The organism is Ensifer sp. Root423 (genome assembly GCF_001426275.1).
GTDB classification, from domain to species: Bacteria; Pseudomonadota; Alphaproteobacteria; order Rhizobiales; family Rhizobiaceae; genus Ensifer; species Ensifer adhaerens.
Genome location: NZ_LMEG01000001.1, coordinates 622,430 through 639,612 on the forward strand (window position 1 = coordinate 622,430; position 17,183 = coordinate 639,612).

17 protein-coding genes are annotated in these 17,183 nt (G+C 63.9%); 10 read left to right on the forward strand and 7 right to left on the reverse strand.

Features of this window, described 5'->3' with window-relative positions:
* The first annotated feature begins 199 nt into the window (after positions 1–199).
* On the forward strand, positions 200–910 hold the full coding sequence (locus ASD01_RS03125) for a PAS domain-containing protein (protein ID WP_060643547.1): 711 nt from the start codon (positions 200–202) through the stop codon (positions 908–910).
* Between the two features lie 93 nt (positions 911–1,003).
* On the opposite strand, the gene ASD01_RS03130 is transcribed toward ASD01_RS03125, so the two are convergent.
* Positions 1,004–1,438: a hemerythrin domain-containing protein gene (locus ASD01_RS03130; RefSeq protein ID WP_234852497.1), complete on the reverse strand. Its 435-nt coding sequence runs from the start codon at positions 1,436–1,438 to the stop codon at positions 1,004–1,006.
* Positions 1,439–1,691: 253 nt separating this feature from the next.
* Between ASD01_RS03130 and ccoN the strand changes: the two genes are divergently transcribed.
* Genes ccoN through ccoP form a run of 4 tightly spaced genes read left to right on the forward strand, consistent with a single transcriptional unit; the run spans position 1,692 to position 5,098 of the window.
* The gene (gene ccoN, locus ASD01_RS03135) at positions 1,692–3,320 is read left to right on the forward strand and encodes a cytochrome-c oxidase, cbb3-type subunit I (protein WP_034788365.1); all 1,629 of its coding nucleotides are present in this window, start codon (positions 1,692–1,694) and stop codon (positions 3,318–3,320) included.
* 13 nt (positions 3,321–3,333) lie between these two features.
* Positions 3,334–4,065: a cytochrome-c oxidase, cbb3-type subunit II gene (gene ccoO / locus ASD01_RS03140; protein WP_034788367.1), complete on the forward strand. Its 732-nt coding sequence runs from the start codon at positions 3,334–3,336 to the stop codon at positions 4,063–4,065.
* A gap of 12 nt (positions 4,066–4,077) precedes the next feature.
* Positions 4,078–4,230 (forward strand): CcoQ/FixQ family Cbb3-type cytochrome c oxidase assembly chaperone, encoded by a 153-nt coding sequence (locus ASD01_RS03145; protein ID WP_034788377.1) that lies wholly within the window; start codon positions 4,078–4,080, stop codon positions 4,228–4,230.
* Between the two features lie 4 nt (positions 4,231–4,234).
* Complete coding sequence (gene ccoP, locus ASD01_RS03150) at positions 4,235–5,098, forward strand: cytochrome-c oxidase, cbb3-type subunit III (RefSeq protein ID WP_034788383.1); 864 nt, start codon at positions 4,235–4,237, stop codon at positions 5,096–5,098.
* Between the two features lie 377 nt (positions 5,099–5,475).
* Here the strand turns inward: ccoP and ASD01_RS03155 are convergent, their stop codons facing one another.
* Positions 5,476–7,029, reverse strand: coding sequence for an MFS transporter (locus tag ASD01_RS03155; RefSeq protein WP_082572762.1), 1,554 nt, complete (start codon positions 7,027–7,029; stop codon positions 5,476–5,478).
* 104 nt (positions 7,030–7,133) lie between these two features.
* Between ASD01_RS03155 and ASD01_RS03160 the strand changes: the two genes are divergently transcribed.
* Positions 7,134–7,937 carry a helix-turn-helix transcriptional regulator gene (locus ASD01_RS03160; protein ID WP_034788385.1) on the forward strand — a complete coding sequence of 268 codons (804 nt, stop codon included), beginning with the start codon at positions 7,134–7,136 and terminating at the stop codon, positions 7,935–7,937.
* A gap of 34 nt (positions 7,938–7,971) precedes the next feature.
* Here the strand turns inward: ASD01_RS03160 and ASD01_RS03165 are convergent, their stop codons facing one another.
* From ASD01_RS03165 to ASD01_RS03185, 5 genes are all read right to left on the reverse strand, one after another.
* Positions 7,972–8,868 carry a hypothetical protein gene (locus ASD01_RS03165; protein WP_060520627.1) on the reverse strand — a complete coding sequence of 299 codons (897 nt, stop codon included), beginning with the start codon at positions 8,866–8,868 and terminating at the stop codon, positions 7,972–7,974.
* Positions 8,869–9,229: 361 nt separating this feature from the next.
* Positions 9,230–9,583, reverse strand: coding sequence for a VOC family protein (locus ASD01_RS03170; RefSeq protein ID WP_034788390.1), 354 nt, complete (start codon positions 9,581–9,583; stop codon positions 9,230–9,232).
* Positions 9,584–9,587: 4 nt separating this feature from the next.
* Entirely contained in the window at positions 9,588–9,998 is a 411-nt protein-coding gene (locus ASD01_RS03175; protein WP_034788394.1) for an SRPBCC family protein, read from the reverse strand.
* A gap of 64 nt (positions 9,999–10,062) precedes the next feature.
* Positions 10,063–10,896: a helix-turn-helix domain-containing protein gene (locus tag ASD01_RS35300; protein WP_244495181.1), complete on the reverse strand. Its 834-nt coding sequence runs from the start codon at positions 10,894–10,896 to the stop codon at positions 10,063–10,065.
* Positions 10,872–12,350, reverse strand: a complete 1,479-nt coding sequence (locus tag ASD01_RS03185) for an alanine/glycine:cation symporter family protein (protein WP_090425676.1) — start codon at positions 12,348–12,350, stop codon at positions 10,872–10,874. Before ASD01_RS03185 ends, ASD01_RS35300 begins: the two co-directional genes overlap by 25 nt.
* Before the next feature lie 227 nt (positions 12,351–12,577).
* Here ASD01_RS03185 and ccoG point away from each other — a divergent pair, with 227 nt between their 5' ends.
* Genes ccoG through ccoS form a run of 4 tightly spaced genes read left to right on the forward strand, consistent with a single transcriptional unit; the run spans position 12,578 to position 17,101 of the window.
* Positions 12,578–14,152 (forward strand): cytochrome c oxidase accessory protein CcoG, encoded by a 1,575-nt coding sequence (gene ccoG / locus ASD01_RS03190; RefSeq protein WP_034788396.1) that lies wholly within the window; start codon positions 12,578–12,580, stop codon positions 14,150–14,152.
* Complete coding sequence (locus ASD01_RS03195) at positions 14,149–14,661, forward strand: FixH family protein (protein WP_034788399.1); 513 nt, start codon at positions 14,149–14,151, stop codon at positions 14,659–14,661. Before ccoG ends, ASD01_RS03195 begins: the two co-directional genes overlap by 4 nt.
* Positions 14,658–16,946, forward strand: coding sequence for a cation-translocating P-type ATPase (locus tag ASD01_RS03200; protein WP_034788401.1), 2,289 nt, complete (start codon positions 14,658–14,660; stop codon positions 16,944–16,946). Before ASD01_RS03195 ends, ASD01_RS03200 begins: the two co-directional genes overlap by 4 nt.
* The gene (ccoS, locus tag ASD01_RS03205) at positions 16,943–17,101 is read left to right on the forward strand and encodes a cbb3-type cytochrome oxidase assembly protein CcoS (RefSeq protein ID WP_034788403.1); all 159 of its coding nucleotides are present in this window, start codon (positions 16,943–16,945) and stop codon (positions 17,099–17,101) included. The genes ASD01_RS03200 and ccoS overlap by 4 nt, the downstream gene beginning before the upstream one ends.
* Positions 17,102–17,183 lie beyond the last annotated feature (82 nt).

A 17,183-nucleotide genomic window follows, 5' to 3' on the forward strand; every position in this document is an offset into this window, starting at 1 on the left:
TGAACGCTATCGCAATGAGTGTAAACTTATGCCTGTCGCGTGAGAAAATGCCTGCAAGCGCTTTGGATGACCCGAGCAGTGCGGTTTTACGCGGAAGTGGTGGGGGAAACGTCAAGAACCAGATCAGTGTCCTGAGCATCTACGCCTGTTTTGTAAGTGCATCGAAGCGGTTTTGCCGTGGGGGAATTGGGGTTTCGAATTGAACGAACTGATTGAGCTGTTCTGGTTCAAATATTCGCAGCTGCAGTATGCCGTTCGTACGGCAGACGAGCATTTGATCAGCATTCTGGATCGCGAATTGGATCCGATCTTGAGATCCGTCTACGACGAGAAGGCGGTGAGCGTCGAAGATGCCCGGCTTCAGTTTCAGTTCCTGATCGACATTCTGCGCGTCGAAGCCGACGACATTTCCTGCGTGCTGCGCCATTCGCAGTTGCTGCAATCGCTGATCAATCGCTACTTCGCGGCGACCGGTGCGGAGAACCTCGCCGACCTGCAACTGGAGCGCCTGCCGGCGCAGCCGAACAAGGGCAGGGCGGACGAAGGATTGCTCAACGAGGCGATCCTCGACAGCTTCCCGGACCGGCTTGCGGTGATCACGCCCGACTACCGCTATCTTTACACCAATCCGCGCAATGCCGAGCATCTGGAAAGCCGCCCGATGGACCTGATCGGCCGGCATATCGTCGAGTTCATCGGCATCCAGCGGTTCGAGCTCCGGGTGAAATCCTATCTCGACCGGTGTTTCGCCGGCGAAGTGGTGGACTACACCTTCGCCAAGACGGTCGACGCGCGCACGGTCGTCGTGCGCTGCCGGCTGACGCCGTGCATGTCGAGCACCGGCAAGCTCATCGGCGCTATTCTAGTGATCCAGGAACATGCCGACCGCCGCCGCGCGATCGCGGCCTGAGGCGCCGGTTCCGGCGGTATCAATCGAAAATGCATGAGGGGAGCGCGGCCGGGTAACGGCCGCCTTGCATGTCCACCTGCCGCGAAGGCCGGTTCACCCGACCGGCGCGGTGATGCTGCGCAGACATTCCTGCTCGAAGCCGACGTGCCGCCTGAGGCTCGTGAAGAAGCCGCGCAGCATGTAGCCGGCGGTCTCGGCATTGACCGTCTGGTCGGCAGCGCCGAGGCGCTCCAGCATTTCGGTCAGCTCCTCGGCGAAGCACTCGTCCTCGCAATGTTCGTATTTCAGCCGCTCCAGCGTCGCGCCGAGCGTCGGATCGCCGCGGTAGGTGCGTTCGATCCAGGAGAAGACGAGGTTTTCTTCGCCCGAGTGCATCTCGCGGATCAGCGGCTCCAGCACCTTTGCGGCATAGAGGCATTTCTGCCGGTCGATTTCCGCAGGCAGGCTGTCGGCGATTTCCTCCAGGCAATTGCAGAGCGCAAGCTGCTCCTCGTGGGCGCGGGCAAGCCAGGCAAACGGCTCGGCCACGGACTCCCGCCGGGGGGCCGGGTCCAGCCGGCTGCGGATTCGTCCGTCTTCAAAAGTCTTTTTCATCGGCTTCAGACGCCAGCTCCCACGGCGCTCCCTATTGTTTGCCGAGGATGATCCAAACGAGGTGACAAAGCCTTGATCTGAATCAAGGCCGGGCTGCCCCGATTCTGACACTTTCGGGCAAGCTGCGGTGACACCCCTCGTTTCGGGGTGTTGTCGCGTGCGTTCGGATAAAGTTGGGGACCCAACCATGAAATACACATTCGAGATGATCCTGCTCGGGGTCGGTGCATTCCTGGCGCTTGTCGGCGCCGGGTTTGCCCAGGACCGGCACTTCGAAGCCCATATGTGGGTGCTGTTCTTCACGCTTCTTGCCGGCACCATCCTCCTGATGCGCCGCATCGAGTTCAGCCCGGCTTCCGCGGGCAGGGCGTCACCGCCGCCACCCCAGTCGGAGTATTTTGACGAGGTGGTCAAGTACGGCGTGATCGCCACCGTCTTTTGGGGCGTCGTCGGCTTTCTCGTCGGTGTCGTGGTTGCACTCCAGCTTGCCTTCCCGGACCTCAACATCGAGCCCTGGTTCAACTTCGGCCGCATGCGGCCGTTGCACACCTCGGCGGTCATCTTCGCCTTCGGCGGCAACGCGCTGATCGCAACGTCCTTCTACATCGTCCAGCGCACCAGCCGTGCCCGCCTCTTCGGCGGCAATCTCGGCTGGTTCGTGTTCTGGGGCTACCAGCTCTTCATCATCATGGCCGCCACCGGCTATCTGCTGGGCATCACCCAGTCGAAGGAATACGCGGAGCCGGAATGGTATGTGGACCTGTGGCTGACGATCGTCTGGGTCGCCTATCTCGCCGTCTTTCTCGGCACGCTGCTGACGCGCAAGGAGCCGCATATCTATGTGGCCAACTGGTTCTACCTCGCCTTCATCGTCACGATCGCGATGCTGCACATCGTCAACAACCTGGCGGTTCCGGTCTCCTTCCTCGGCTCCAAGAGCTACTCGGCCTTTGCCGGGGTGCAGGATGCGCTGACGCAATGGTGGTACGGGCATAATGCCGTCGGCTTCTTCCTGACGGCCGGCTTCCTCGGCATGATGTATTACTTCATTCCGAAGCAGGCCAATCGCCCTGTTTACTCCTACCGCCTGTCGATCATCCACTTCTGGTCGCTGATCTTCATGTACATCTGGGCGGGTCCGCACCACCTCCACTACACCGCGCTGCCCGACTGGGCGCAGACGCTCGGCATGGTGTTCTCGGTCATGCTCTGGATGCCCTCCTGGGGCGGCATGATCAACGGCCTGATGACGCTTTCGGGCGCCTGGGACAAGATCCGTACCGACCCGATCATCCGCATGATGGTCATGGCCGTTGCCTTCTACGGCATGGCGACCTTCGAAGGTCCGATGATGTCGATCAAGACGGTCAACTCGCTCAGCCACTACACCGACTGGACCATCGGCCACGTGCATTCCGGCGCGCTCGGCTGGAACGGCCTCATCACCTTCGGCGCGATCTACTATCTCGTTCCGAAGCTGTGGAACCGCGAGCGCCTCTACAGCGTGCGCATGGTCAACTGGCACTTCTGGCTCGCCACCCTCGGCATCGTCGTCTACGCGGCGGTCATGTGGGTTGCCGGCATCCAGCAGGGCCTGATGTGGCGCGAGTACGACGACCAGGGCTTCCTCGTCTATTCCTTCGCGGAATCGGTCGCGGCCATGGTTCCCTACTACGTGCTGCGTGCCCTTGGCGGCGCACTCTTCCTCGCCGGAGCTCTGCTCATGGCCTTCAACGTAACCATGACCATCCTCGGCCGCGTGCGCGATGAAGCCCCGATCTTCGGTGCGACGCCCGCGCTCAAGGCTGCGGAATAGGAGGGCATAGAGAATGTCCATTCTCGACAAACACGCGACGCTCGAACGCAACGCGACCCTGCTGCTCGTCGGCTCGCTGCTCGTCGTCTCTGTCGGCGGCATCGTGGAAATCGCGCCGCTCTTCTACCTCGAAAACACCATCGAGAAGGTGGAGGGCATGCGTCCCTATTCGCCGCTGGAGCTTGCCGGCCGCGACATCTATGTGCGTGAAGGCTGCTATGTCTGTCACAGCCAGATGATCCGCCCGTTCCGCGACGAAGTGGAGCGCTACGGTCACTACTCGCTGGCGGCGGAATCCATGTACGACCATCCGTTCCAGTGGGGCTCCAAGCGCACTGGGCCGGACCTGGCGCGCGTCGGCGACCGCTACTCCAACGAGTGGCACGTGCAGCACATGATCGAGCCGCGCTCGGTGGTGCCGGAATCGGTGATGCCGAGCTACGCCTTCCTCAAGGCGACGCCGCTCGATGTGAACAACATCGCCGCGAACCTCAAGGCCAACAAGGCGGTCGGCGTGCCCTACACGGACGAGATGATCGACAACGCGCTTGCCGACATCAAGGCGCAGGCAGATCCGAACGCCGACACGTCCGGCGTCGAGGGCCGCTATCCGAAGGCCAAGCTCGGCGACTTCGACGGCGATCCGCAGAAGCTGACGGAGATGGACGCGCTCATCGCTTATCTGCAGATGCTCGGCACGCTGGTCGACTTCTCCACCTATGACGACACCACCGGCTATCGCTAAGGAGACCGCACCATGGAAACCTACACGGCCATGCGCCAGTTCGCCGATAGCTGGGCGCTCCTTGCCATGACGCTCTTTTTCCTGGGCGTCGTCGCCTTCATCTTCCGGCCCGGCGCCAAGAAGGCCGCCGATGATGCCGCAGCCATCCCCCTGAAGGAGGATTAATAGAATGGCGGACAAACACGTCGACGAAATCAGCGGCGTCGAGACCACCGGCCACGAATGGGACGGTATCCGCGAGCTTAACAATCCGATGCCGCGCTGGTGGGTCTATACCTTCTACGCGACCATCGTCTGGGCGGTCGGCTACATGATCGTCTATCCGGCCGTGCCGCTTCTGACCGACGCCACCAAGGGCGTGCTCGGCTATTCGAGCCGCGCCGAGGTGAGTGCGGAGCTTGCCAGCGCCAAGGCAGCGCAGGCCGGCAACATCGAGAAGATCGCGTCGAGCTCGCTCGCCGACATCATGGCCGATCCGCAGCTGCAGCACTTCGCCGTTTCCGGCGGTGCCTCGGCCTTCAAGGTCAACTGCGCCCAGTGCCACGGCTCGGGTGCGGCCGGTTCTGCCGGCTTCCCGAACCTGAACGACGACGACTGGCTCTGGGGTGGGAAGCCCGAAGAGATCTACCAGACGATCGCCCACGGCATCCGCTATAACGGCGACGACGACACCCGCGTCTCGGAAATGCCGTCCTTCGCGGAAATCCTGCAGCCGGAAGAGATCAAGCAGACGGCGGCCTATGTCGTCAGCCTCACCGGCACGCCGTCGGATGCCTCCATGGTAGAGCCGGGCAAGGCGCTGTTTGAGGCAAACTGCGCCTCCTGCCACGGTGCCGACGCCAAGGGCAACCGCGAGTTCGGCGCGCCCAACCTTGCCGATGCGCTGTGGCTCAACGGCTCGAGCGAACAGGCGATCGTCGCCCAGATGAAGGCGCCCAAGCACGGCGTCATGCCCGCCTGGCTACCACGCCTCGGCGACACCACCGTCAAGCAGCTCGCCATCTTCGTGCATTCGCTGGGTGGCGGCGAGTAAGAGGAACGAGGGGCTTGCGGACCTGCCACTCATCCGTAGGTGATGGTGGCGCCCCTCATTCGCCTGCTGGCCCTTCTCCCCGCCGGGCGGGGAGAAGGGCGTAAGCCGCGCTGGCCTCGCCAGGTTAAACGTAAGGTTGGCGATGGAGCCGCCCATCACGTTCTTGAGTGGGCTACCGCTCAGGCTTTTCAGGCTTGATGCCGGGCGGGTGCCCCAGCGTTTCTCTCCCCGCCAGGCGGGGAGAGATGTCCGGCAGGACAGTGAGGGGCAGCTCTCATCCATCCAGTCGAGAAGGCCGCGCCAAATGGCGCGGCCTTTTTCATCTGGAGCGTTTCGTCATTGAGGGAAGATGTCAATGAATTGGCCGACGTGTCCTCTCAAGATCTCGCCTTTTCGCCGACACGCCTTCGCAACGAAACCACGGCAAGCGTCGCCATGATCGCGATGGCGACGGCGCAAACGGCGGCGGCTGCGTTGAAGCCGGTCATGAAGGCGGCCTGGGCTTGCTCCAGCATGCCCGCCGGTAGCTCGGTCGCGACGGATACGGCGCCGGCGAGGCTGTCCGACAGCCTGTCGCCGATCTCGCCGGGGATCAGCGTCTGGCCGGCCATTTCGATGCGGTAGACGGCGGTGGTCAGGCTGCCGAGCGTGGCGATGCCGACGGCAAGGCCGAGTTCCTGCACCACTTCGGAGAGGGCCGAGGCCGTTCCGGCCTTTTCGGCGGGCGCTGCGCTGACGACGAGATCGGTGCCAAGCGCGGCAATGGTTCCAAGGCCGAGATAGACGAGCGCAAATGCGGCGGTTACCAGCCCGACCCCGTATGGCGTATGGCCGAGCTGGGCGAGCAGGAGGTAGCCGACCACGGAGAGCGCCAGCGCCGCTGCGATCACGGGGCCGGGGCCGAAGCGCCTGGCGATGAGCGGTGCGGTGATGCCGGCCAAAAGCATGGCGAGCGCCGAGGGGCCCATTCTCAGGCCCGCCGACAGCGGAGAAAGCCCGACGACAAGCTGCAGATACTGGGTGATGAGCAGCATCGTGCCGCCGACAGCCGTCAGGCCGATCAGGAGGATCAACAGCGCGGTGCGGAAGGCGCGGTCGGAGAAGAGCTCGAGGTCGATCAGCGGGCTTCGAAGCCGGCGTTGTCGCCGGATGAAGAGGAGCGTGGCGACGAGGCCGACGGTCAGGCCGAGGGTGGCGCCGAGCCCAAGGCCATCCTTGGCGATCTGCTTGATGCCGTAGACGATGGGCAGCAGCCCCGCCAGCGACAGCGCCACACTGGCCATGTCCAGGCGGTCCGATTGCGGGGCACGATATTCCGGCAGCAGAAACGGCGCGACGATGAGCAGCAGCCCGACGATCGGCAGTGCGACGAGGAAGGCAGCCCCCCACCAGTAACGTTCGAGCAGGATGCCGCCGACGATCGGCCCCGCGGCCATGCCGAGCGCGAACATGGTCGCCCAGACGCCGATCGCAAGCGCGCGCTGGTGCGGGTTCAGGAACATGTTGCTGATCAGCGCCAGGGTCGGCGGCATCAGCGTTGCGCCGGCAACGCCGAGTGCCGCGCGTGCACTGATCAGCATGGTGGCGCTGGTGGAATAGGCCGAAAGCACCGAGGCGACGCCGAAGGCGGCCGCGCCCAGCATCAGGAGCTTGCGGCGACCGATGCGATCGCCGAGCGTTCCCATCATGATCAGAAAGCCCGCGATCATGAAGCCGTAGGCGTCGACGATCCAGAGCGCCTGGGTGCTGGTGGGCTTCAGATCCGCCGCGAGCGCCGGCAAAGCGAGATGCAGCAGCGTCAGGTCGAGCCCGAGCAGGATGGTGGGGAGCGCGAGCAGGGCGAGCCCGGCCCATTCTCGCAGGCCCGCGCGCGTTTCACCCGGATCGGCATGGTCGGTGAGGTGGGATGGTCGGTCGCTGAGAATTGTCAAAAGTGGCCTCCGTCTTCGCTTGGGCTGGTTGCGGAGACCACATCTTCAGGGCACAGTCATCCTGTTACAATTTAAGTAGTTATCCTATTACTGAGAGCAATAGCGTGAACGAACGAAGTCTTGAGCGAAGCAAGAACGAGCTGTCGGAGTTTTTGACGAGACACAGGGCGAAGCTGACGCCGGCCGATGCCGGCCTTGCCTTCACCGGGCGGCGGCGCACCCCGGGCCTCAGGCGGGAGGAGGTGGCAGCGCTCGCCGGTGTCGGGCTCACCTGGTACACGTGGTTCGAGCAAGGGCGCGACATCAAAGTGTCGGAGGCGTTCCTGCTGAATGTGGCGCGAGCGCTGAAGCTCGACGACGCCGAATGCAGCCATCTGTTCCTGCTTGCCCACAAGCGGCCGCCACCGCCGGAGGCACATCATCGCGTCACCGTTTCGCCGCTGATCCAGACGTTGCTGGACGAGCTCACGGTCCGGCCGGCCCATGTGATCAACCTGCGCTGGGATGTCGTTGCCTGGAACGCTGCGGCAGACGCTCTGTTCGGCTTTAGCGCCCGGCAGCCGGAGCTTGGCAATATCCTGCAAATGGTGTTTGCCGATCCCGAGATACGGAGGCGCATGCCCGCCTGGCGCGAGGACGCGCCGAAGCTGCTTGCCCAGTTCCGATACGATTTTGCCGTGGCGCCGGATGATCCGTCGATGCTGGCCCTGGTCGAAAGCCTGAAGGACCTGTCGGCCGATTTCAGGCGCTGGTGGGCAGCGCCTGGCATTGACGAGGTCCGTCGCGGGATCGGGTCCCTGATCGATGCCGGGAGCGGGCGCCTGCGTTTCCGCCACGAGACGTTGGTTGTGGACGAGCACCGGCATCTGCGGATGGTGGTTTACTTCGCCGAACCGGCGCTTGCCTGACGGCGACGCCCGAAGCAGCAGGCGCCGGGCCTTCTTATTCGAGGGCTGCGGCGATGGTGGCGCCGACCACGACGCTCGATAGCGCCGTGCCGAGCAGCAGCGAGGTGTTGACCGGCTTTCTCACGACCGTGCCGAAGTTGAAAAGGTTCATCGGCAGGAGGTGAAAACCGCCGCTTTCCGGCTTGCTCGACGGCGCTTCCATGAAGCATTCGTCGTCGAACCAGATCCAGTCGTCGCGCCAGGTCCAGCAGCCGTGCTGGCGATAAATGTTTGCCACCTGCTCGGCGAAGCCCTTGTCGGCGGGCAGACGGATATAGTCTTGCGGCCTGCGGCTGAAATACTGCATGGCGAGCGGCATGGAGCGCTCGGTGCAATAGTTCGACATCCAGAGCTTGAAGCCGATCTCGTCGCGCAGCCGGTCCAGCACCCGGAAGACCTGGACGTGATCCTCATGGCCGTATTCGCCCCAGGGATTGTGGGTGAAGACGTTCATGTCGGGCTTCAGGAGCGGCAGCAGCGTGCGATAGAGCGTTTCGTAATTGTCCCGGTAAGCCTGGGCGATCGGCCGGGTGGAGTGGCGGAAGCTGCCGGGCATGATCTGCGACAGCGATTTCTTGACGATGCGCTTGGCTTCGCGGCGTGTGCCTTCGGTGCCGAACTCCATTCCGAAGGGACCGGGCTTCGGGTTCGTCCAGTCGGCGCAATCGAAGGAGCCGGTTTCTTCCATTTCCAGAAAGCGCACGTTGCCGCGGGGGTAGGCCTTGATCGCAGCGGCGCGTGCGTCGCCCATCTGCGGCTCCGACCAGATATCGCGGTAAAGGATGATCACCTCGTCGACTTTTCGGAGGATCGAGGTGAACCACAGCAACTCGTCATCGGGATGGGCGCCGATGATGACCGAGTTCTTCAGAAAATCATGCGTGTCGGCCATGCTCTTGCGCGCCCTCGTGTTCGTCGCGCGCAATTCTGACGTGTAGAGATTAAACCGGCGTAAAGCGGGAGCGCGTGTCCACAGGGAATCGGTGCGGTTGCAATGGACCGACTAGCTGCTGGTCAGCCAATGTGACGGCCTCACCAACATCTCCCTCATTTCTGTGCTCGTCACAGAAATCCGGTCGCGCCGCGTCGGCGGCGCGAGAAGGGCGGGTGCCGGCATTTTTATTTGGCATCTCTGCCCTGCAGACGCACGGCCGCTTGATCTCTGTGACGAGCACAGAGATGAGGGACGAGAGGGGAGCGGCCGTTCGCCAGTGTCTAAGGGTCGTTTCAGTGCCGCGCCTTCATGGGCCTGCTTACTGCGCAGACCAGACCGCCAGTTCGTAACCATCCGGGTCGGCGAAATGAAAGCGCCTTCCGCCAGGGAAGGTGAAGATCGGCTTGACGATCCTGCCTCCGGCCTTTTCGACGCGGGCGAGCATATCCTCGAGCTTGTCGGCATAGAGGATGATCAGCGGTCCGCCGCTGCCGACGGGGCCGGTGGTGGTAAAGCCGCCGGTCAGTCGGCCGTCCTGGAATTCGCAATATTCCGGGCCGTAGTCGGTGAAGGTCCAGCCGAAGGCGCTGCCGTAGAAGGCCTTGGTGGCGGCGATGTCGGAGACATTGAACTCGACATAGTCGATGCGGCTGTCGTTGCCCTTGTTACCCATTTTTCTACCTGTCTTCTCCGGATTCCATGATCGATTTCAAGGTGGCGAGATCCTTCGCCACCCAGCCGGCATCGCCGGCAAATTGTTCGGCGCTCATGCCCGGCTGCCGCAGCAGCGTGAACATCACCTCCGCGCCGTCGCCGTTCGGCACGACGCGCAGCGCATTGTGGACCTCTGTGCCGTCTTCCAGCGTGACGAGATGATCGGTGACGCCGAAGGCGTTGTCAGGCGCAAAGCGCACGCGGGCATTACCGAGCGGACCCGGCGCCAGCCAGTGATCACCCTCGCGGGTCAAGCCCGACGACAGGCCGGACGCCCAGCGCGGCATGTTCTCGGGCTTTGCCATGAAGGCATAGACGTCGCGCCAGTCGCGGTCGATGGTGGTGTGAACGATCTTTGCTTCAAGTGTTGACATGCTTTGTTCTCCTGCATGACGGAGTAGCACGGGTCGCCCGACCGGTCTTGAACGAAACGGCCAGTCAGGCCGCCCGCCGGTCACCGACGAGCTGGCGGCGGATTTCGGCGGGTGAGAGCGAGGTCAGCTGCCTGGCCTCGCGCGACAGATGCGCCTGGTGGGCATAGCCGGCATCGAGCGCAAGCAGGCCGAGCGTGGCGGAGGGGTCCCTTTGGCAAGCCCCGAGGAAGCGCTGCAGGCGCAGGATGCGGTCGAGCGTCTTGGCGCCGTAGCCGAAATGCTCGTGGCAGCGGCGCCTCAGCGTCCTTTCACTGGTGCCGGTGATGGTAGCGAGGGCGCGGATGGGGTTGTTGTCGGACGAGCCATGGCTCTGCCGCAGATGGGCGAGGGTGGCGGCGATATCGCCTGATGGCGGCGAGACGGCCGGCAGGCGCTCAAGCACCGCTTCCGTGAGCATCTCGGCGCGGTGGACCGCATCGGGCGCGTCCTCAATCCTGGTTTCGAGTTTGCGCGCGGCTGGACCCCAGAAGGCGTCGAGCGGAACGACCGCGCCGATGATCTGCGAAAGCGATGTGTGCAGGAAGGATGCCGCGATGCCCGGGCGGAAGCGCAGGCCGATGATGTCGGTGCCCGGCGCGAAGACGGGGAAAGCGGCCACCCGGTCAGGCCCGGCAACCGCCAGGCCGTGCCTGGACCAGAGGATATCGACACAGCCGTCGGGCACGACCGCGATGGGTGCGGCCGTCCCCTCCGGCAATTGGTGGCGCCAGAGGCATTCGACATGGCCGACGAGTGCGCCGGGCGCGGCATACTCTCGATAGATACCGCGCCGCTTGGCCAGTGTCGGCTCTGCCGGAGCCGGCTCCGTCTGTCTCAGCGGCCCGTGGGCGCCGTCCATGCCTTGTCCTCCACGCTTCGGACCGTGCCGGCCGCCTCTTGGCGCGACCAGATCTCGCCGTCGATCTGGCCCTGCAGCTCCGGATAGTCGGCCGCATGGAACACCGGGTCGAGACCCTGCCGGCGCTGGGCGAAATAGTCCTTCGTCAGTTTGGCAATGGTACCGGAGAGGAGCACGATGGCAATGAGGTTGATCGTTGCCATCAGCCCCATCGAGGCGTCTGCCGCGTCGAACACGGTGGTGATGCTTTCGGACGCGCCCCAGACGACCATGACGAGCACGGCGCAGCGCATGACCAGAACGCCGACGCGATTGGCGCCGCCGAGATAGGTGAGCGCATTCTCCGCATAGGAATAGTTGCCGATGATCGAGGTGAAGGCGAAGAAGAAGATCGCGACGGCGATGAAGTAGCTGCCGCCCCAGCCGATATGCACGTTCATGGCCGCTTGCGTCAGCTGCGTTCCGGTGACGCCGGAACCGGGTTCCAAGGTGCCCGACAGCAGGATCATGACCGAGGTCGCGGTGCAGATCAGGATCGTATCGATGAAGACGCCGAGCGACTGCACAAAGCCTTGCGATGCCGGGTGATGCGGCACGGGCGTGGCGACGGCCGCGATGTTCGGGGCCGAGCCCATCCCGGCTTCGTTGGAAAACAAGCCACGCTTGACGCCGTTCATCATCGCAGCCGTGACGCCGCCGGCGACACCGCCTGCCGCTTCCTGCAGGCCAAAGGCGCTGGAGATGATCGTCCACAGCACGCTCGGCACGATCGACGCGTTGACGACGAGCACGTAGATCGCGGTCAGGAGATAGGCGATCGCCATGAAGGGCACGACGATTTCGGCGACGCGGGCGATCTGGCGGATGCCGCCGAAGATGACGATGCCGGAGATGGTCGCAACCGCGATACCGACGGCGATCTTGGGCACACCGAACGCACCCTGGACGGCGTCCGCGATGGAATTGGCCTGCACGGCGTTGAAGACGAGGCCGAAGGAGAGGATCAGGCAGACGGAGAAGATCGTCGCCGCCCAGGGCGCGTTGAGGCCGCGGGCGATGTAGAAGGCGGGACCGCCGCGATATTGACCGTTTTCGTTGCGCACCTTGTAGAGCTGCGCCAGCGCGCTTTCCGCATAGGCCGTCGCCATGCCGACGAGCGCCACCATCCACATCCAGAAGGTGGCACCGGGACCACCGAGATAGAGCGCAACGGCAACGCCGGCGAGGTTGCCGGTGCCGACGCGCGAGGCGAGGCTGACGGTCAGCGCCTGGAACGGGCTGATACCGGCCGCATCCTTCGAGCCGCCGCTGCTTAAGACCCGGAACATCTCGCCGAAATGCACGATCTGTGGAAAGCCGAGCCGCAGGGTGAAGTAGATGCCGACGGCGAGCAGGCCGTAGATCAGCACGTAGCCCCAAAAGATCGTGTTCAGAAAGCCGATGATCGTGTCCATGCGGTTCCTCATTGGTATTGCAAGGTGTGGTGATGTGGCGAACCGCGGTGCGGATCGAATGGGAAAGGCCGTTTACTACTTTTGAGCCTGGCATCTCTTTCGAGCGCCTGGACCTTTCGCCGCATGCTGGCGCTTTAGCCCGCAAACTTGACACAGATCAACGTTTTCGGCCGCCAAATCAGGCAAAACGTGGTGCAATACATGACATATCCGGGGATTTCCCACAAATGAGCCCACAATCCGCCGCAAATCCAGCCTCCGTCGAACGTCACGAGGCCGAACCGGTCAATGCGGCGCATGTGCGCAAGCCGCTCTACGAAAAGCGCAAGAAGATCTTCCCGAAGCGTGCCGAAGGCAGCTTCCGCCGCTTCAAGTGGCTGGTGATGCTGGTGACCCTCGGCATCTACTACCTGACGCCCTGGATCCGCTGGGACCGTGGCGAGCATGCGCCGGACCAGGCTGTGCTCGTCGATATCGCCGCCCGGCGCTTCTATTTCTTCTTCATCGAGATCTGGCCGCAGGAGTTCTTCTTCGTCGCAGGCCTGCTCGTCATGGCCGGCTTCGGCCTGTTCCTGGTGACGTCTGCCGTCGGCCGCGCCTGGTGCGGCTATACCTGTCCGCAGACGGTATGGGTCGATCTCTTCCTGGTGGTCGAACGCTATATCGAAGGCGACCGCAATGCCCGCATGAAGCTCGATGCCGGTCCCTGGACGTTCGACAAGATCGTCAAGCGGGTGTCGAAGCACTCGATCTGGATCATGATCGGCATCGCCACGGGCGGCGCCTGGATCTTTTATTTCGCCGATGCGCCGACGCTTTTGAAAAGCTTCGTTTCGCTGGAAGCGCCCATGGTCGCCTACATGACCGTCGCGATTCTCACGGCGACGACCTATGTCTTCGGTGGACTGATGCGCGAGCAGGTCTGCACCTATATGTGCCCGTGGCCGCGCATCCAGGCGGCAATGCTCGACGAAAACTCGCTGGTCGTGACCTATAACGACTGGCGCGGCGAGCCGCGCTCGCGCCACCAGAAAAAGGCCGTCGCTGCCGGGGAGGCCGTCGGCGATTGCGTCGATTGCAACGCCTGCGTCGTCGTCTGTCCGATGGGCATCGACATTCGCGACGGCCAGCAACTCGAATGCATCACCTGCGCGCTCTGCATCGATGCCTGCGACGGTGTCATGGACAAGCTCGGCCGTGAACGCGGGCTGATTTCCTATGCGACGCTCAACGACTATGCCGCCAACATGGCGCTGGCCACCAATGGCGGTACGGCGGCGATCGATCCGGGTCGGGTGCGCAACGCCGACGGCGCATTTTCGGACAAGGTTCGCCACTTCAACTGGAAGATCGTCTTCCGGCCCCGTGTGCTCGTCTATCTCGGCGTCTGGACGCTGGTCGGTATCGGTCTGCTCTATGCGCTCCTGTCGCGCGACCGGCTGGAACTCAACGTGCTGCACGACCGCAACCCGCAGTTCGTCGTCGAATCCGATGGTTCGGTGCGCAACGGCTACATGGTCAAGCTCTTGAACATGATCCCCGAACAACGCACGATCACGCTCGCAATCGACGGGATGCCCTCTGCGACCATGCGCATCGCCGGCCAGGCGGCGGGCGACGGCCGGACCTTCGCCCTCGGCGTCGATCCGGACAAGGTGACGGCAGTCAAGGTGTTCGTGACGCTGCCAAAGGACAAGCTCGGCGAGGCGGACGACGGTTTCAGCCTGATCGTCGAGGATCCGTCGAGCCATGAGCGCGATGTCTACAAGGCCAACTTCAACAGCCCGGGAGCCGCAAAATGACGATAAACCAGGCAGGGGCAAAACAGGCAAAGGCACCGCGGCCCTTCACCGGCTGGCACATGCTCGGCGTCATGGTGCTGTTCTTCGGCACGATCATCACCGTCAATCTGATCATGGCCTGGAACGCCAGCCATAGCTGGAGCGGATTGGTGGTGCAAAACACCTATGTCGCGAGCCAGCAGTTCAACGGCAAGGTGAAGGAAGCGAAGGCCTTTGTCGCCGATGGCCTCGACGGCAAGCTCAGCGTCGAAAACGAGGCGCTGCGCTACACGTTGACGCGCCGGGGCAACCCGGAGATGACTGCCGACAAGGTGGTGGCTGTGCTGAAACGCCCGGTCGAGGAGCATGAGGACGTCACGGTCGAGATGGCGCATCAGGGCGAGGGCGTCTTCGTTGCCGCAACCGCGCTGAAGCGCGGCCAGTGGATCGCCGATATCACCGCAACCTCCGGCGAGACCGTCGTCTACCGCCAGGCCATCCGCTTCATGGTGCCGGGAGCTGCGAAATGAGCTGCTGTGCTCCCGGAACCGAAATGGCTCTGGAGGTCGACAGGGCCGGGCAGGGACTGCCGACAACGGAAGAGCTGTGGTTGATGAGCCGGTCGCTCGGCGGCGGCCTGCGCCAGACGGATTTGAGCGTGCCCGGCGTGCATTGCGGCGCCTGCATTACTACGCTCGAGGGCGCTTTGAAGACACGGCCGGAGGTTGACCGGGCGCGCGTGAACCTTTCGTCCCGGCGCGTGTCGATCATCTGGAAGGAAGAGGTAAATGGCGCCCGTACCGATCCGCGGGAACTGGCGCGGGCCATCCGTTCGCGCGGCTACGAGACCCATCTTTTCGCGCCGGGCGAGGAAGACGGCGATCAGACGCTGAAGAAGCTCGTGCGCGCCGTTGCCGTCTCGGGTTTTGCCTCGGCCAACATCATGCTGCTTTCGGTCTCGGTGTGGTCGGGGGCGGAGGCGGCGACCCGCGATCTCTTTCACTGGATCTCGGCGCTGATTGCCGCCCCGACGCTGATCTATGCCGGACGCTTCTTCTATGCGTCCGCCTGGAACGCGCTGAAGCACGGCCGTACCAACATGGACGTGCCGATTGCGCTGGCGATAACGCTCTCCTATTCGATCTCGCTCTACGAGACGATCACTCACGGCACCCATGCCTGGTTCGACGGCACGGTGATGCTGCTCTTCTTCCTGCTGATCGGCCGCACGCTCGACCACATGATGCGCGGGCGCGCCCGCTCGGCGATCAGCAGCCTGGCGAGGCTTTCGCCGCGCGGCGCCATGGTGGTGGATGCTGACGGCGGACGCGAGTATCGCCCTGTCGACGAGATCAAGCCAGGCGAGAAACTGGCGATCGCTGCCGGCGAGCGCATCCCCGTTGATGGCCGCATCCTCATGGGCACCAGCGATCTCGATCGCTCGATCGTCAATGGGGAGAGCGCGCCGGCGCCGGTCAAGGTCGGCGACGCCGTCGAGGCGGGTACGCTCAACCTCACCGGACCGCTGACGATCGAGGCGATGGCGGCGGCACGCGACTCGCTGCTTGCCGAGATCATGGGGCTGATGGAAGCCGCCGAAGGGGGCAGGGCGCGCTACCGCCGCATCGCCGACCGCGCGGCACAATATTATTCGCCGGCGGTGCATTTGCTGGCTCTGGTCAGCTTCATCGGCTGGATGTTCGTCAACGGCGATTTCCATCATGCGATGCTGGTCGCCGTCGCGGTGCTGATCATCACCTGCCCCTGCGCACTCGGGCTTGCGGTACCTGTCGTGCAGGTGATTGCCGCCGGACGGCTCTTCCAGAACGGCGTCATGGTCAAGGACGGCTCGGCGATGGAGCGGCTTGCCGAGATCGATACGGTGCTGCTCGACAAGACCGGAACACTCACGGTTGGCGAGCCGCGGCTCGTCAATGGCGGGGACATTCAGCCATCGATCCTCGCGACGGCGGCGGGGCTCGCCGTGCATTCGCGCCATCCGCTGGCGATGGCCATTCATGATGCGGCGGCGATCGCGCCCGTCGTCAATGGCGACATCCGCGAAATCCCCGGTGCCGGCATTGAAGCTCAGACGCAAGCCGGTCTCTACCGGCTTGGCAGCCGCGCCTTTGCCTGCGGCGATGCCGGCGAGGCGACCGGCCAGTCGGAAGTGATCCTGTCGCTCGATGGCCGCGAACTCGCCTGCTTCCGCTTCGAGGACCGGCTCAGGCCGTTCGCCCGCGAGAGCATCGAGGAACTTGGACGGCTCGGTCTTTCGACGGGCATTCTTTCGGGCGACCGGGCGCCGGTCGTCTCCGCCCTCGCCAAGCGGGCCGGCATCGAGCGCTTCAAGGCGGAACTGACGCCGCGCGGCAAGGTCGATGAATGTGCGGCCGCCGCTGAGGGCGGTCACCGGGTGCTGATGGTCGGCGACGGCATCAACGACGCGCCGGCGCTGCGCGCCGCGCACGTCTCGATGGCGCCGGCAACGGCCGCCGATGTTGGCCGCCAGGCGGCAGACTTCGTCTTCCTGCACCAGGGGCTGAACGCCGTGCCGATGGCGATCGATACGTCGCGCCGGGCCGGGCGGCTGATCCGCCAGAACTTTGCCCTGGCGATCGGCTACAACGTCATCGCCGTCCCGATCGCGATCCTCGGCTATGCCACGCCGCTGATCGCGGCCGTCGCCATGTCGACCTCGTCGGTGATCGTCGTTGCCAACGCCTTGCGCCTGCGCGCGGCGACCGGCAATGTCACGGAGGTCGCCGAACAGAAGGCACCTGTCACGCTGCGGCCGGTCGGGAGCGCCTCATGAACACGCTGATCTATCTCATTCCCATAGCGCTGTTTCTCGGTGGGATTGGCCTCGCCGCCTTCCTTTGGGCACTGAAGAGCGGCCAATACGAAGACCTCGAAGGCGCCTCCTGGCGGGTGCTCGACGATGGCGATGGCAAGCCTGAAAAGAAGTGATTTCGTCAGTAATCACTTGTCCTTAATCGATTTGAATGCCAAAACAACCTCCGCCGTCGCTTCTCGCGCCTGGGCCTTCGAC